The following is a 15174-nucleotide window of genomic DNA, read 5'->3' on the forward strand; positions in this document are numbered from 1 at the left end:
ATGCGCTTATTTTGCTCTGGTTTATGTGATTAATCGCTGAGGTTACTGCCCAATAAATTCAAAGGTTGGGGCAGTGACGCCAATCCCGTCAGCCTGCATATTCCTATCACGCACACCAGTTCCATGGTTATAGTTAACCGGTGCAGTAAGCTTAGCTTCAAAATAGTACGTGCCAGCTTTAGGGGTAAACGTGACTGGAGTTGCAGCAGTCACGTACTGGGGCCTCGGCGGTTTCGCGTCTGTGGCGGGCAGAATTTTCACGCCCGTTTCTGTGGACTTCGGATCGGTAGTAAATTTCTGTTCGGTACCGGGAACAGTGAGCCCGTCAGGGCCAATGAGCCGAATCTCCAGAGTGGGGTATAACCTGGTGTTCTCTGTGGGGGCAGCACCCCGCATCGATATCAGATCAACTTTAAATCTGTACTTACCGCACCGCGGATTAAAGGCTGCGTCCCCCGTACTGGACGCTTCGTAGCTGCCACGCACCACAGCTATCTGAGGTTTATCTGTCTGGGACTTATCGTAATCCACGGTTGATAAAGATGTGAAAAACTCTTGCTGCTGGTACGTGATGGCCCTAAACCCGTTACGAGAGTACAGGTTCGCAGAACCGGTATTTTGAAACACCCACCGGCTCTTCTCATTAAACTTCAGCGGAGGTTTTGTCTCGCACACCGAACTGGCGTAGGCTGGTACCGCTGCTGAAGCCACGACGGCAGGCGCCGCCCAGCCAACACCTTTAGCGAAAGTACGCCTGTTAAAAGTACGCGCGGGGATATGTGACATATAAGTCCTCCGTAGGTCTGTGAGTGAATGCGTGTCTGAGAGCTGAGTATGTAGAGAGCTAATGCTGAACCCTCCACAAGCGGCAACGCATATGCGCAAAAATACAACCGCTTCGATAAGTTTACACGTAGTCCAACCCCAAATAAAACTCTCAACTATCAGCAGAGGTATTTTTACCGCATAGGTTTACTGGTAAAGCAAGCCCTTTTTAGGCATGCCCCGCCTGCTGCATCTGACGAAGCTCCTTCTTCAGCTCAGACAGCTCATCACGCAGACGTGCCGCCAGCTCAAACTGCAGGTTCTCGGCAGCAAGGCGCATCTGCTCATTCATCTGCTCAATCAGATCCAGCAGGTCCTCTGCAGGCTCAGCCGCCAGGCCGTCCGCACGTACACGCTCCTGAGCTTTTGCCAAGAGGGCATCTGACTCCGGGGTGCTCGTTGCAATCTTGGCACCCGCACCACCCTTCGTGGCTTTCTTACCGCTCTCAACACTGCGGGCACCACTCTTACCCGCCTTACGCAGCTGCAGCAGTTCGCGAGTATCTTCTTCTTCACGGGCGAGCACATCCGTAATATCGGCAATCTTCTTCCGCAAAGGCTGCGGGTCCAGACCATGCTCACGGTTATACGCCTGCTGAATCTCACGGCGACGATTCGTTTCATCAATGGCAGTGCGCATCGAATCCGTCATCTTATCTGCATACATATGTACCTGCCCCGAGACGTTACGCGCCGCGCGCCCAATCGTCTGAATCAACGATGTCGTCGAGCGAAGGAACCCCTCTTTATCTGCGTCAAGGATCGCCACCAGCGACACCTCCGGCAGGTCCAGCCCCTCACGGAGCAGGTTAATACCCACCAGCACATCGAATGTCCCCAGCCGTAGCTCACGCAGAAGCTCTACGCGTTTGAGCGTGTCCACGTCGGAATGCAAATACTGTACCTTCACTCCGTGCTGCACCAGGTACTCAGTCAAGTCCTCCGCCATACGCTTCGTTAACGTGGTTACCAGCACGCGCTCATCGCGTTCGGTACGTTCACGGATCTGCTCCAACAAATCATCAATCTGACCCTTCGTGGGTTTCACCACCACCTCGGGATCCACTAGGCCAGTTGGTCGAATAATCTGCTCCACATACCCGTCAGCCTGCGAAAGCTCATACTTACCCGGAGTTGCCGACAGGTACACGGTCTGCCCAATGCGCTCCAAAAACTCATCCCATTTCAGCGGGCGGTTATCCATCGCAGACGGCAGCCTGAAACCGTGCTCCACTAGGGTGCGTTTACGCGACATATCGCCCTCATACATGGACCCAATCTGAGGAACCGTCACGTGAGACTCATCAATAATGAGCAAAAAATCATCCGGAAAATAATCCAGCAGACAGTGCGGTGCGCTACCGGCCGCGCGTCCATCAATGTGGCGTGAATAGTTCTCGATACCGTTGCAGAACCCCATCTGCTCCATCATCTCAAGGTCATAGGTGGTGCGCATTCGTAGCCGTTGAGCCTCCAAAAGTTTCCCCTGAGACTCCAGGACCTGCAGGCGCTCCTGAAGCTCATCTTCAATGGAAGCGATGGCCCGGGCCATACGCTCGGCACCGGCAACATAATGGCTTGCCGGGAAAACATACATCTCGGTTTCTTCTCGAATAACCTCACCTGTGAGTGGGTGCAGCGTGTAGATTGCCTCAATCTCATCCCCGAAGAACTCAATGCGAATAGCGTGCTCCTCATACATGGGAATAATCTCGACGGTGTCTCCCCGAACGCGGAACGTTCCGCGGTGAAAATCCATATCATTACGGGCGTACTGCATAGCCACAAACTGACGCAGCAGATCATCCCGGTCAATCTCATCCCCTCGTTTGAGGGTTACCATCTGCTCCACATACTCCTCAGGAGTACCCAAACCGTAGATACACGAAACGGTTGAGACCACAACAACATCGCGGCGGGTCAGCAGGGAGTTTGTAGCGGAGTGACGCAGACGCTCCACCTCCTCGTTAATAGAGGAGTCCTTTTCAATGAACGTATCAGTCTGCGGCACATAAGCCTCAGGCTGATAGTAGTCGTAGTACGAAACGAAATATTCGACTGCATTATGCGGCAGCAGCTCACGCAGCTCATTCGCCAACTGCGCGGCAAGAGTCTTATTCTGAACCATCACCAGGGTGGGACGCTGCACCGACTCAATGAGCCACGCCGCCGTGGCAGACTTACCGGTACCGGTAGCGCCCATGAGCACAATATCTTTTTCGCCATTCTCCACCCGCTCAGTCAGCTCCGCGATGGCTTTTGGCTGATCCCCGGCAGGTTTGTACTGGCTAACAACCTCAAACGGGGCGACGACTCGGTTAATTTCCTGCGCAAGACTCATATATTCATTCTAATAACCGCCCACGCCCTAGTACGCACTGGTTCGTCACGGGCGCACATTCCCCACCATTTCTCGCAGAGTGACATAAATTATATAAATTTGACGACAGAAGATAGTCTCCGTCACGTTCTTACTGCTCCACTTGCTCAAATGTCAATTGCCCTACAGCGTTAGCCGTTATCAGCGACGCTCCAGTGTGCTTCTTAGGGGCAGCGGAATCCGAAAGGGTGGGCCGCCAAAAGGTTACTGTACCTTGCGGCCCACCCGCCTTATGTTTTGGGCTAACTAGTCGGGTTTGCGCACAGCAGCACCCGATAACCGCATGAATTCCCGAACGGTCATGGGCAGGTACCCGTTAAGCACGCCCATAATAGCAGTGAGGGTGGTATCCTCATCTGCCCCTTCAGGGATACCCACAGCAGGGGTGCTAATGCGCTGCTTATACAAATCCAGGACAGCGCACACGGTGCGGCCAGGCGCATCAAGCACATGAAAATTACCCCGATGTTCCACCGGGCGGATAGTCGCCTCCGGGGTTATCGTCAAAGACCTTATATCGGGAGCCACCTGTGAGGTAAAGCGTGGTGTGTCAGGGTGCACGGGCGAGCCCTGCGGGGCTTTCCCTGGGTTGTCTGCACTACCAAACTGTGGGAAGCGCTCCCCTACCCGCGCGGTTACCACTACGTACCGCACACCCAAGGCCATAGCGCGGTGCACATTAACCTCGGCGTATTCTTCGATACGGTACCCAAGCGTGAGCCCGCATCGTATATCGTTCTCCGAGTCCACGCCTTCCTCATCCCAGAAGCAGGAAAAACAGGTATCCTCAACACCCCGTTCAATGGTTTTCACCTGGGTATAGTCGTCATCCAGCAGGAGCACCGAAAGCTCATAACCGTTAGGAACCTCCCGCACGCCTGTAGCGCTCAATGCCACTGCCTCATCGCTGCCGCCAAGCCGGAATGGCTCCCACAACGCTGGTGTAAACGGGTTAATCGCCCCGTCCAGCGCGGGGTTGCATGAGGTAGGTGCAGGCTCAGCCTTCATAGGGCGGTAATAGTCTTGGGGAGGCATCTCAACGCTGAAGCCTTCCATCCTACCCACCAGGCACATTTCAATAGCCAACAGCAGGCGCGCAGCGTGGCTGCGGGTTATCATGGGCGCCTGAATCAGGTGCACCATTCGGAGGTTATCCATTGATAGACACTCACCCACCCCACGGGCGGCATTCGCATACTGATTGTGCAAACGAACCAAGGTTTCTACCGGCAGCTGATCCCCGACCTGCTGAAGAACCACCGCGACACGCTCAAGCTCTGCGGGGAAAGCCCTGCAAATACGGTTCAGCTGTTGAGCGAGTTCACGCGGGCGCCTCGCCAAAACGTTTAACAGTGTATCCAGGTTGCCTTTGTTGTAGGCCTCAAGAATCTGCTCAACGGTTGCGGTGTCAGCCTCTGGCGGGGTATTGGTTTGTGTGCTGTGTTCATAATCGGGAAAGCGCACTAGAAAACTCTCGGCTCTCGGTTGACTTAACGCGGCAGGTAACGCCGCGCCGTATTCAACGTACCACAAACACACACCAGATACTATGCTCACCCTGATTTAATATTTAGGTATAACTTTTATACTAGGTTGCTTGAACTAATTAAACGGTATATCAACCCAGCGGGTATCTCCCCAGAGCACCGTCCCAGCCCCGGCAGTTATCGTCACAACCTGCTCGTTGGCGCGCTCCAAATCCTCGGTGCAATCAAATACGCCCATAGAAATCTGAGCCCCATCCGCTAAATAGTCAGTACCCAAAACGTTCAGCCCACACGCCCTCATCTCATTCTCCAAACGGCCCGCATCCGCATGAGACGCCGCGACAACCCCCACCCGCACACGCTCCCGCGAATCGAAGCTGGCCGCATCTAGAGTCTGTGCCACCGCATCTGTATAGGCACGCACCAGCCCTGAGGCGCCCAATTTAATACCGCCGAAATAGCGCACCACCACCGCCACCGTATCCGAAAGATCAGTGGTGCCATCCGGTCGGCTCTGCCGCGCTAAAAGAGCCTGAAGCATTGGAATACCCGCCGTACCAGCTGGTTCACCATCATCAGAAGAACGCTGCACATCCCTATCAGCACCCACCACAAATGCCGAACACACATGCCGTGCATCATGGTAGGTTTTGCGCAGCGACTCAATATAATCCCGGGCCTCATCTTGAGAACTCACCTGTTTGATATGCCCAATAAACTCGCTACGCTTAATCTCAAGCAGATGCTCGTACTCTTCGGTACCGTGCGGAACGGTATACCGGTTAGCACGGGTCTGAACGGCAATATCCTGGGGACTATTCACCCTACCTATTTTAGGCGGTCGCATGACAGAAAAAACACTTCGACGGTACGCAATCACCGGCGGTATCGGCAGCGGCAAAAGCACAGTAGCCGCAATGTTTGCCCATCTGGGGGCGGTCATCATTGATGCGGATGCTATCTCACGAGACCTCATGCGCCCTACAGAAAACACGCTCAATGCCGTTGTTGCAGAATTCGGCCCCGATATCCTGCACCCGGACGGCACGCTCAACCGTCCAGCCTTAGCGGCTTTGGTGTTCTCCGATGAGGACGCCCGCACCCGTCTGAACAATATTGTGCACCCGGCCGTACGCGCCCGTGCGGATGCTTTGGTGGAGCAGGCTTGGCGTGCCCCCGGGTTCTCAGGCATTATTATTGACGACATTCCGCTTCTAGCCGAGACAAACCGTGCCGCAGAGTTCGACGGTGTCATTGTGGTACGTACCAGCCTGGAGAAGCGACTCACCCGCCTCATGGAGACACGGGGCATGGCTGAAGAAGACGCACGGGCCCGTATCGCAGCCCAAGCCACAGATACCCAACGCGCCGCCATTGCCACTTGGATTATCGACAACGACGGCTCCGCAGAAAACACACAAACCCAAGTGGAACGTATCTGGGCACTCATGACCAACCACTAACGATCCAGGCCGTCATAAACGCAGCAAAGGAGGGGCTCCCACCAACCTGTGCGGTGGAAGCCCCTCCCCTATGCGCTCAATCAGTTACAGGAGCGTGAAACTAGGCTTAGTTGCCGGTCAGCTTCTTACGGAGCTCAGCCAGCGCCTCATCAGAAGCTAAGGTGCCTGCCGAAGACTTATCGTCGGAGGAGTAGGAAGTCGGTGCGGGCTCCGCAGCAACCGGTGCGGATGCAGCGGCTTCCGCGTCAGCCTCCAGGGCCTTGGCGACCTGCACCTTGTGTGCCTCGAAACGAGCCTGGGCCTCGGCGTACTGAGCTTCCCATGCCTCGCGCTGTGCCTCGTAACCTTCGAGCCATTCGCCCTTCTCGGGGTCGAAGCCCTCGGGGTACTTGTACTCGCCGTTCTCGTCGTACTCTGCGGCCATGCCGTACAGTGCGGGGTCGAACTCGGTGGCGTTGGGGTCAATACCCTCATTAGCCTGCTTGAGGGACAGCGAGATGCGGCGGCGGTCCATGTCGATGTCGATGATCTTCACGAACAGTTCTTCGCCAACCGAGACAACCTGGTCTGCCAAATCCACGTGGCGTACAGCCAGCTCGGAGATGTGAACCAGGCCCTCGATGCCGTCTTCCACGCGGACGAACGCGCCGAAGGGAACAAGCTTGGTGACCTTGCCGGGAACGATCTGGCCTAAGGCGTGGGTACGGGCGAATGCCTGCCACGGGTCTTCCTGGGTGGCCTTCAGAGACAGCGAGACACGCTCGCGATCCAGGTCTACCTCTAGCACCTCGACGGTGACCTTCTGGCCAACCTCGACAACCTCGGAGGGGTGGTCGATGTGCTTCCAGGACAGCTCGGAGACGTGCACCAGGCCGTCCACACCGCCCAGATCCACGAAAGCACCGAAGTTGACGATGGAGGAAACCACACCATCGCGCACCTGGCCCTTTTCGAGCTGGTTGAGGAAGGTGGAGCGAACCTCAGACTGGGTCTGCTCAAGCCATGCACGGCGGGAGAGCACCACGTTGTTGCGGTTCTTATCAAGCTCAATGATCTTCGCTTCAAGCTGCTGACCAATGTAGGGTGCGAGGTCACGGACGCGTCGCATCTCAACCAGTGACGCGGGCAGGAAGCCACGCAGCCCAATGTCGAGGATAAGGCCGCCCTTGACAACCTCAATGACGGTACCGGTGACAACACCGTCGTTTTCCTTGATCTTTTCGATGTCGCCCCATGCGCGCTCGTACTGTGCACGCTTCTTGGAGAGAATTAGGCGGCCTTCCTTGTCCTCCTTGGTGAGGACGAGAGCCTCAATTTCGTCGCCGACGGTTACGACTTCGCCGGGGTCAACGTCATGCTTGATGGAGAGCTCGCGGGAGGGAATGACGCCTTCGGTCTTGTAACCGATGTCGAGCAGAACCTCATCGTGATCAACCTTAACAACCTGACCGGAGACGAGATCGCCATCGTTGAAGTACTTGATGGTCTCGTCAACTGCCTTGAGGAATTCTTCCTCGTTGCCAATGTCGTTGATTGCGACCTGAGGGATGTTGGTGCTCATATAGTTAGGGCTCCAATTGGATTACTTATAGGTCGGCGCATCCACCATGGCAGGTATGCCTCGGCCTCCGGTAATACGCTGTGAAGCGCTCATCCCGGAAGGATGCGTCGAGTCTGACGGATACTTACCGCGCATACCGTAATAACCAGACTATTCGGCGAACCGTCTAGTAAAGCCCCCACCAGTGGTGAGGGCGCACAGAAGTGCCAATACACGCAATTACTAGTGTATGCGAATCTCGGGCGTGTCGTCAATGAACAACACGCATCTAAGGCGAATGCAACGGCGTGTAGCCGCCACACATCGTACTTTACCCCCGCTAATGTACTGCCGTGACAGCAGCCAGGACTTCCTTAATGCCCGGCTTCCTGCCAGGATTTACCCCAGCCGACCTGCACATCCAACGGAACCGACAGCTGCGCTGCACCGCTCATCTCTTCCACCAGGATACGCTGTGCAGTTTCCCGTTCCCCTTGTGCAACCTCAAGGATGATCTCATCGTGCACCTGCAAGAGCATACGGGTTTTCAGGTTTTCGTCGCGCAGGCGTCGGTGAATATTAATCATCGCGATTTTAATAATGTCTGCTGCAGTACCCTGAATTGGGGCGTTCAGCGCGGCCCGTTCAGCCGCCTCACGCCGGGTGCGGTTGGGCGAGTCTAAATCAGGGAGCTGGCGGCGGCGGCCAAAAATAGTCTGCGTGTAGCCGTCAGCGTGGGCCTGTTTCAGCACGCCGCGCAAGAAACGTCCCACGCGCCCGAACCGTTTAAAGTAGTTCGTGCGCAGCTGGCCCGCCTCATCAGAGCTAATGTTCAGCTGCTTCGCCAGCCCGAAACGAGACAACCCATACGCCAGCCCGTACGACATCGCCTTCACCTTCGAGCGCATCTGCGAGGTCACGTCCTCAGGAGCCACACCGAACACTTCAGACCCCACGAAACGGTGCAGGTCTTCGCCTTCTTGGTAAGCGGCAATAAGCTTCTCGTCCTTTGCAAGATGCACCATAATACGCATCTCAATCTGCGAGTAGTCGGCGGTTAGCAGCCCCTCATACTCCACACCGTCAATAGGATGAGGCGCCACAATAAACGCATCACGGATGCGCCGCCCCGCCTCAGAACGCACCGGAATGTTCTGCAGATTTGGCGCGGTTGAAGAAAGACGCCCCGTGGATGCTGCCCCCTGCTGGAAGGTGGTGTGCACACGGCCGTCAATACGTGCCGCTTTCTGCAGCCCCTCAACGGTCTGTTTGAGTTTCACATTATCGCGGTACCCCTGCAAAGATACTAAGAACTGAGCCCCGTCAGATTCGGGAGAGATCTTACCCAGCAGGTCAGTCATTGACTCTGAATCAGTCGAGTACCCGGTTTTTATTTTGCGGGTCTTTGGCAACCCCAGTTTCTCGAATAGTACAGTCTGCAGCTGTTTCACCGAGGCCAAGTTCAGCTCTTCGCCGTCGATGTGTGACCCCACCACGGCCTTCGCCTGTTCCTCAGCGGCGCTCGCACGCGAGGCGAATGTTCCGTTGAGTTCCTCAAGCAGGGCATCAGAGACGGCAATGCCAGCACGTTCCATATCGGCGAGCACATACAGTAGCGGCAGTTCAATATCCTCATAGATTTTCAGCTGCCCCTGTTCTGCCATCTCAAAGTGGAGCTGCCGCGCCAGTTCACGAATAACCCGGGATACCTGGGTGAAATAACGCAGGTTTTCGGGTCCCATAATGTCCTCCGGCAAGAATACGAGCTCACCGTAGTCTTCGGTGGGAATCCACAGGTATTTCTCCGCCAAGTCTTCAATACGTTCCGCGAAAAGACGGCGTGTAGTAGCGGGAATATGCCCGCACATGTACGACGAAAGAGCGGGATCCTCCACGGCACCTTCTAACTCGTACCCGTTTTCGTGCAGAAGCTTCCGCTGAATCTTTAAGTCCATCACGATTTTGTGCGCGTTCCTATCGGAGAGCCACGCCGCGAGTGCGCTATTGAGCTCTTCTCCGATAGTGACGGTATCCACCCACAGGGAAGAGCTTTTGCTGGTGAGGATTAACCCCCGAAGCACGGGATTCTCTTCGGCCGAGCGGATTTTAGTTTTTGTGGTTTTCACGCCTTCACGGGCCACAGGCACATCAATAACCGGCAGGAGGGTTACGGCGCCTTTAAGACGTTCAGGCACATCAAGGCCTTGACCGTAGCCTTCGGTAGCAGCCTGGGTGCACCAATGGCGAAACTGCGCGGCGGTTTGCGCGGTGACCGGTTTATCCGTTGCGATAGGCTCAAAGACAGGCCCAGAAGGTAACGTTTTCGGGGCGGCGGGTTGCTGCCCCGGCACGGCAAAGAGCGTCCCCTGCCCGAATTCATCAACCTCACCACCCCCAGCGGTTGCTGCTGCAGTGCGCGTGGCAGCCCCAGCAGCACGCACTACCGGGCCTAACGTGTCATGGGCGCGTTTGCGGATGGTGCGGAATTGAACCTCATCGAAGAAGGAATCCAGTGCGTCAAGGTCGGGAAGGAACCTGGTGTCTTCCCCCAGGTCCAGTGGTATGTTGAGGTCATCCACCAGCTGGTTGAGGCGACGGTTACGGCGCACGTTCTCAATATTTTCGCGAAGGGCCTCCCCTTTTTTGCCTTTAATGCTGTCTTGGTTGGCGATCACCCCGTCAAGGTCGCCGTATTCGGTTAACCATTTTGCAGCGAACCCGGGCCCCACACCGGGAACGCCAGGCAGGTTATCGGCTTGTTCACCAGTGAGCGCTGCAAGGTCGGGGTATAGGCGCGGGGGTACTTTAGTTTTTTTCTCTACGGCGGCAGGATCCATCAGCTGGATACCCTTGGAGGGGCCTGTGGTGACGGGGTACAACAGGGTCACTTTGTCGGTAACCAGCTGAAAAATATCGCGGTCGCCCGAGAGGATAAATACTCGGTAGTTCTCTTCGGTTCCGCGGCGGGTAAGGGTGGCGACAATGTCGTCGGCCTCGTAGTTCTCCTGCGTGAGCGCGGGGATACGCAAGGCGGTGAGCATCTTCTTAATCAGGTCGATCTGCCCATCAAATGCCTGCGGGATCTCGGTTCGACCACCCTTGTAGTCACTGTATTCTGCGGTACGGAACGTGCCGCCAGGCAGGTCAAAAGCAACCGCAATGTGGCTGGGGCGGTAGTCCTTAATGATGTTGAGCAAGGTTGAGAGGAAGGCGTGCACAGCTTCGGTATGCTGCCCATCGCTACGCACAAAGACGTGCTGCCCGGTTTTCTCGGCCATCGTGTAGATACCGAAGAAGGAGCGCAGGGCTAGGGAATGGCCATCAATCAGAAGGAGGGTCTTATCAGAAGTACTCATCTACTCTAGTTTACCGTTGAGGTCTAGGGATGTTGAGGCGGTGGTGATCGCAAGTGCTCTGCAGCGTCATACGGCTCAGGAGCCGCCACGGTGAGCGCGCCTTAACGTATAGGGAATACACCCCGCGCGGTTTCGGCGCACCCACGGACCGCAGTTGCGGTATTAGCCAGCGTTGTTTAGCGCCACCGTAATTTTGGTGATGGAATCGGCATTAATGGGGGTGGTACCGCTGGCATGCACATCTATCGCGGAGTTCACGTGTTTACCGGTGACCGGATCAATATGGAACCCCACCTCAACGTTTTTGTGGGTTCCGGCCTTATCAAGTGCAATAACCATGCCGTCCGGCAGCAGGGTGAGATGATTCGCTTTCCCCGAAGCAATGTGCACCTCAGCCACCACACTTTTGGTGCGCGCATCAATAACAGCGACCGTTCCCCCGCCACTATCTGCCGGGTGCACCGAGGTGGGGCCGAAGTCGGTGAGGTACACCAAGTCCCGGGTTTCGTCCGCGATAATGTCTGTGGGAGTTATCCCATAGGGGATGAACTGTTTAAACGAGCCGCTGATTTTATCAAGCACCTGAACCCCGGAGTTCTTGCCGTTCTCGCCCTGAGTTGAGACATATATTTCGTTGAGCGAGTTATTGATTGCCACCCCGTGGGTATTGACGCGTGAGAAGTCGGAGGTCTCTCCGGCAGGAACATTAATGGTGCGTACTGCCTCCCCAATAGCGGGGCTTACCTCATACACTTTGTCTAGGTTGTAGTCGCTGAGGTAGATATTCCCGCCGAGGGTATCACGGGTAACAGTGAGGGTGTGCGGCAGGGAGCCAGGTACTGGGTTGTGGGCGGTGATTGCGTAGGTTCCGGTATCAATAAACCAGTACCCGCCGGGGCCGGTCACTACGGCTTTACCGATGTCCTCTAGCACCAGCACTTCACGCGGGTGATTCACAGGCTGTTGTTCTAGCGATACGTCGGGCTGGTAGCTGCTCCAGATAGGGGCGAACGTATCACGGTCGTATACGGCCACGGAGGAGGTGGTCGGGTCAGTCACCCAGATAGTGCCGCGCGTATCATCAACACTCAAGCCGAATGCGCCGCACAACTGGTATTCACCGATCAGGTTAGGGTGTGCCTCATCAATGACGGGTAGCTGCGCGGTTGCTTCAATGGCCAAGGTCTGCGGGTCAACGCGGGCGATAGTGGCCACGCAGGAACCGCGGTGTGAGGCGGCGTTGAAGGTTCCTGCGATATATATTTTCTGGGTTTTCGGTGAGTAGGCGGCGAGGAACTGCCCTGGCAATCCCTGGTTCTGTTCAGCGATTATCTCAAGGGTACGGGGAGCGCTAGGGGGCGGGTTTTTAGACATGTTTCTCTCCGTTTCATCTGCACTGGCTGGGGCGCGACGGGTTTTCTCACGGTAGTTTTCTCACCCTATCAAAAAGGGTTTCCGTGCGCTTTAAATGTTGCTTCGTGCCACATAAATTATGGAGGTAAACGTTTATTGTGCAGCTGCTCCAAGGCTGCACCTATACTGTTTGCAGCTTCCACGCCCGTAACGCCCACGCCGCAGCCTGTACATGGTGTATTGCCGCGGTTTTGTGGTTGCACTGCTGGAATAAGCGGCGGTACTCAGGTTACGATAAAACCTTATAGTTACACGATAGCCGTGGAACCAGAAATAAACACACGGATTCACAACTTTGAGGACATCATGAAAGTGCTTCAGAAAATCCCGCTTCTGGCGTGGATTGTTATCGCCATCCTTGGCGGCGTGCTCATCGGTTCGCTCACACCAGGGCTTATTAGCGGCATTAACTCCGCTGCGAAAATTTCCATTCCCACCGACGTTGTGGTGCAAATTTTTGTGTCGTTCTCCACTATTTTTAGTGCGTTTTTGAGTTTCGCTATCCCGCTCATCATTATCGGTTTCATCGTCCCGGGTATTGGTTCCTTGGCCCAGGGCGCAGGGAAGATGCTGGGGGTGACGGTAGGCCTGTCGTACCTGTCAAGTATTGTCGCGGGGTTCTTAGCGCTTACCGCAGCCCTTTTCCTGTACCCGATTCTCCTCAAGGGTCAGCAGCTTGAATCGTTCGATAACCCCGAGAACGCGCTTTCCAGCGGGTACGTCACGTTTAAACTTGAGCCCATTATGAGTGTGATGAGCGCCCTCATACTTTCATTCATCCTCGGTCTGGGTATCACAGCGCTCAAAAGCAGGTCGATGCTGAACCTTTTCGAAGATTTTCAGGTGATCGTCGAGAAAATGCTCGGCTATGTGATTATTCCCCTGCTGCCGGTGCACATTGTGGGGGTGTTTGCGAATATGACCCTCGCAGGCCAGGTGGTGAAGATCCTGTCAGTTTTCGGCATGGTGTTCATTATGGTTATTCTTCTGCACTGGTTCACCCTGTGTATTCAGTACACGGCGGCCGGTGCAGTCTCTAAACGCAACCCGGCGAAGATGCTCAAAACCATGCTCCCGGCGTATTTCACTGCAATCGGCACCCAGTCCTCGGCGGCTACTATCCCTGTTACGGTGCGTTCCGCTAAAAAAGCTGGTATTGCGTCCCGAGTGGTTGATTTTGCTATCCCGTTGTGCGCCACCATCCACCTGTCGGGGTCAATGATTACCATCACCTCATGCGCTGTGGCGGTACTATACATGACGGGGCAGAACCCAAGTTTCGCCTCTGTCACCCCAGTCGTGCTGATGCTGGGCATTATGATGGTGGCAGCCCCTGGTGTACCCGGTGGTGGCGTGATGACCGCTATCGGGCTGCTGGAATCAATGCTGGGCTTTAACGAGTCAATGATTGCGCTCATGATCGCCCTGTACCTGGCGCAGGATTCCTTTGGCACCGCTACCAACGTGACTGGGGACGCAACCATCGCAACATTTACCGAGCGGTTTTCTAAGCTCATGGGCATTAACCCCGACTCCGAAATCCGTGATGAAGATATTGAGAAAGCTGAGTCTATATCGGCTTAGCGCCTACCGGCCGCAGCCCGGCTACTCATTCTTATAGAGGATGCGCCCACCGCCTGCTACACGGCGGTGGGCGCATCCTCTATATTATGGACGGACGCGTGCCACACTGCTGGCAAGGGCCCCGCTAATGTGCTGGCACCCTTTCCATCCCCAGTAGATACGGTGCTGGGCAATCAGGCCCTGCTCAATGATCATGAACTCTAAAATATCGATCTGCTCACCGTCTGGGGTTTCGCGCGGGTATTCCCATACGAGCATCCTGCCGTCCGTCAGGTATTCACCGGTTCGGTACCATTTCACCAGCTCGTCGGGGCGGCGTTGAGTGCCTTCACTCAGGAACCGCTCAATCTCTTTTTTACCATGTAGCACCCCGCTGCGGGCATCATCAAGGATTGCCGGAACCAGCGGACTTTCAAACACAGCATCTTCAGCGTAGAGACTCAGCAGCCCTTCTGTGTTCCGTTCTTGAGCGTAGCTGTGCCACAGCTCAAAAATCTGTTCTACGGTGTTCATCATGTCTCCCAGTCAATACCGGCCCTGTAGCACTAGAAACCGGCATATTAGTTTTAGTCGAAGATGTCTCTCACCCAACGGTAGTATTCTTATTCGGGTTTCTCAAGGGGCGGTGGGGCAGGAGTACACTTATAGGCATGACTGATTCCAGCCTTGAGCTTTCCCCCACCGTCATCGCGGAACTGACCGCGCACGGTGTTCCTGAGAAATTACATCCTCTTTTCCCGCATGGTCTTGGCGGGCTTATCCCCGCTATGGGTATTCGCCTGAGCGAGTTATCCGCCGAACGTGCGGTAGCCACGATGCCCGTCGCACCAAACACCCAGCCTGCGGGGCTCCTGCACGGTGGGGCGTCCGTGGTTCTTGCTGAAACCCTTGGCTCCCTAGCCTCCGGAGTGCACGGGGGCATAGAACGCATGGCTGTGGGGGTGGATGTTAACGCAACCCATCTGCGCCCAGCAACTGCAGGATATGTAACCGCTGTGTGCACCGCCGTTAAGCTGGGACGCACCGTCTGCGTTCACACCATAGAAATTACCGATGAGGCTGGCAGAGGCGTATGTTCGGCGCGCATCACTAATATGCTTATCCCCCGCACCGCCCGCTAAAGTAC

11 protein-coding genes are annotated in these 15174 nt (G+C 55.6%); 3 read left to right on the forward strand and 8 right to left on the reverse strand.

Translation table 11 applies throughout. The features are described from left to right. Window positions 1-42: 42 nt before the first annotated feature. The 4 genes from I6I94_RS01335 to I6I94_RS01350 form a co-directional block, all read right to left on the reverse strand. Window positions 43-786, reverse strand: coding sequence for a hypothetical protein (locus I6I94_RS01335; protein WP_023133300.1), 744 nt, complete (start codon window positions 784-786; stop codon window positions 43-45). A gap of 208 nt (window positions 787-994) precedes the next feature. Beyond that, complete coding sequence (uvrB, locus tag I6I94_RS01340) at window positions 995-3166, reverse strand: excinuclease ABC subunit UvrB (protein WP_128087730.1); 2172 nt, start codon at window positions 3164-3166, stop codon at window positions 995-997. 285 nt (window positions 3167-3451) lie between these two features. Further along, on the reverse strand, window positions 3452-4669 hold the full coding sequence (locus I6I94_RS01345; RefSeq protein ID WP_128087729.1) for a hypothetical protein: 1218 nt from the start codon (window positions 4667-4669) through the stop codon (window positions 3452-3454). 138 nt (window positions 4670-4807) lie between these two features. Beyond that, window positions 4808-5497, reverse strand: a complete 690-nt coding sequence (locus I6I94_RS01350) for an IMPACT family protein (RefSeq protein ID WP_128088198.1) — start codon at window positions 5495-5497, stop codon at window positions 4808-4810. A 40-nt stretch (window positions 5498-5537) separates the two neighbouring features. Here I6I94_RS01350 and coaE point away from each other — a divergent pair, with 40 nt between their 5' ends. Next, the gene (coaE, locus tag I6I94_RS01355) at window positions 5538-6155 is read left to right on the forward strand and encodes a dephospho-CoA kinase (RefSeq protein WP_128087728.1); all 618 of its coding nucleotides are present in this window, start codon (window positions 5538-5540) and stop codon (window positions 6153-6155) included. Between the two features lie 106 nt (window positions 6156-6261). Here the strand turns inward: coaE and rpsA are convergent, their stop codons facing one another. From rpsA to I6I94_RS01370, 3 genes are all read right to left on the reverse strand, one after another. After that, complete coding sequence (gene rpsA / locus I6I94_RS01360; RefSeq protein ID WP_006887293.1) at window positions 6262-7716, reverse strand: 30S ribosomal protein S1; 1455 nt, start codon at window positions 7714-7716, stop codon at window positions 6262-6264. 353 nt (window positions 7717-8069) lie between these two features. Continuing rightward, window positions 8070-11051 (reverse strand): DNA polymerase I, encoded by a 2982-nt coding sequence (gene polA / locus I6I94_RS01365; protein ID WP_201620791.1) that lies wholly within the window; start codon window positions 11049-11051, stop codon window positions 8070-8072. Window positions 11052-11213: 162 nt separating this feature from the next. After that, window positions 11214-12425 (reverse strand): YncE family protein, encoded by a 1212-nt coding sequence (locus I6I94_RS01370; RefSeq protein WP_128087727.1) that lies wholly within the window; start codon window positions 12423-12425, stop codon window positions 11214-11216. Window positions 12426-12725: 300 nt separating this feature from the next. On the opposite strand from I6I94_RS01370, the gene I6I94_RS01375 reads away from it, so the two are divergent. Beyond that, the gene (locus I6I94_RS01375) at window positions 12726-14048 is read left to right on the forward strand and encodes a dicarboxylate/amino acid:cation symporter (protein WP_233129282.1); all 1323 of its coding nucleotides are present in this window, start codon (window positions 12726-12728) and stop codon (window positions 14046-14048) included. A gap of 84 nt (window positions 14049-14132) precedes the next feature. Here I6I94_RS01375 and I6I94_RS01380 read toward each other — a convergent pair whose 3' ends face one another. Then, on the reverse strand, window positions 14133-14564 hold the full coding sequence (locus I6I94_RS01380; RefSeq protein WP_236588891.1) for a nuclear transport factor 2 family protein: 432 nt from the start codon (window positions 14562-14564) through the stop codon (window positions 14133-14135). Between the two features lie 134 nt (window positions 14565-14698). Here I6I94_RS01380 and I6I94_RS01385 point away from each other — a divergent pair, with 134 nt between their 5' ends. Next, a complete protein-coding gene (locus tag I6I94_RS01385) occupies window positions 14699-15169 on the forward strand; it encodes a hotdog fold thioesterase (RefSeq protein WP_023133349.1) in 471 nt (156 codons plus the stop codon). The last annotated feature ends 5 nt before the right edge of the window (window positions 15170-15174 follow it).

The organism is Rothia aeria, from assembly GCF_016726365.1.
Taxonomy (GTDB): Bacteria; Actinomycetota; Actinomycetes; order Actinomycetales; family Micrococcaceae; genus Rothia; species Rothia aeria.

Bases quoted from the DNA above. Each gene is read 5' to 3' on its own strand.
- I6I94_RS01370 (WP_128087727.1), bottom strand. From the start codon at position 12,425: ATGTCTAAAAACCCGCCCCCTAGCGCTCCCCGTACCCTTGAGATAATC.
- I6I94_RS01385 (WP_023133349.1), top strand. From the start codon at position 14,699: ATGACTGATTCCAGCCTTGAGCTTTCCCCCACCGTCATCGCGGAACTG.
- uvrB (WP_128087730.1), bottom strand. From the start codon at position 3,166: ATGAGTCTTGCGCAGGAAATTAACCGAGTCGTCGCCCCGTTTGAGGTT.
- polA (WP_201620791.1), bottom strand. From the start codon at position 11,051: ATGAGTACTTCTGATAAGACCCTCCTTCTGATTGATGGCCATTCCCTA.
- rpsA (WP_006887293.1), bottom strand. From the start codon at position 7,716: ATGAGCACCAACATCCCTCAGGTCGCAATCAACGACATTGGCAACGAG.
- coaE (WP_128087728.1), top strand. From the start codon at position 5,538: ATGACAGAAAAAACACTTCGACGGTACGCAATCACCGGCGGTATCGGC.
- I6I94_RS01335 (WP_023133300.1), bottom strand. From the start codon at position 786: ATGTCACATATCCCCGCGCGTACTTTTAACAGGCGTACTTTCGCTAAA.
- I6I94_RS01380 (WP_236588891.1), bottom strand. From the start codon at position 14,564: ATGATGAACACCGTAGAACAGATTTTTGAGCTGTGGCACAGCTACGCT.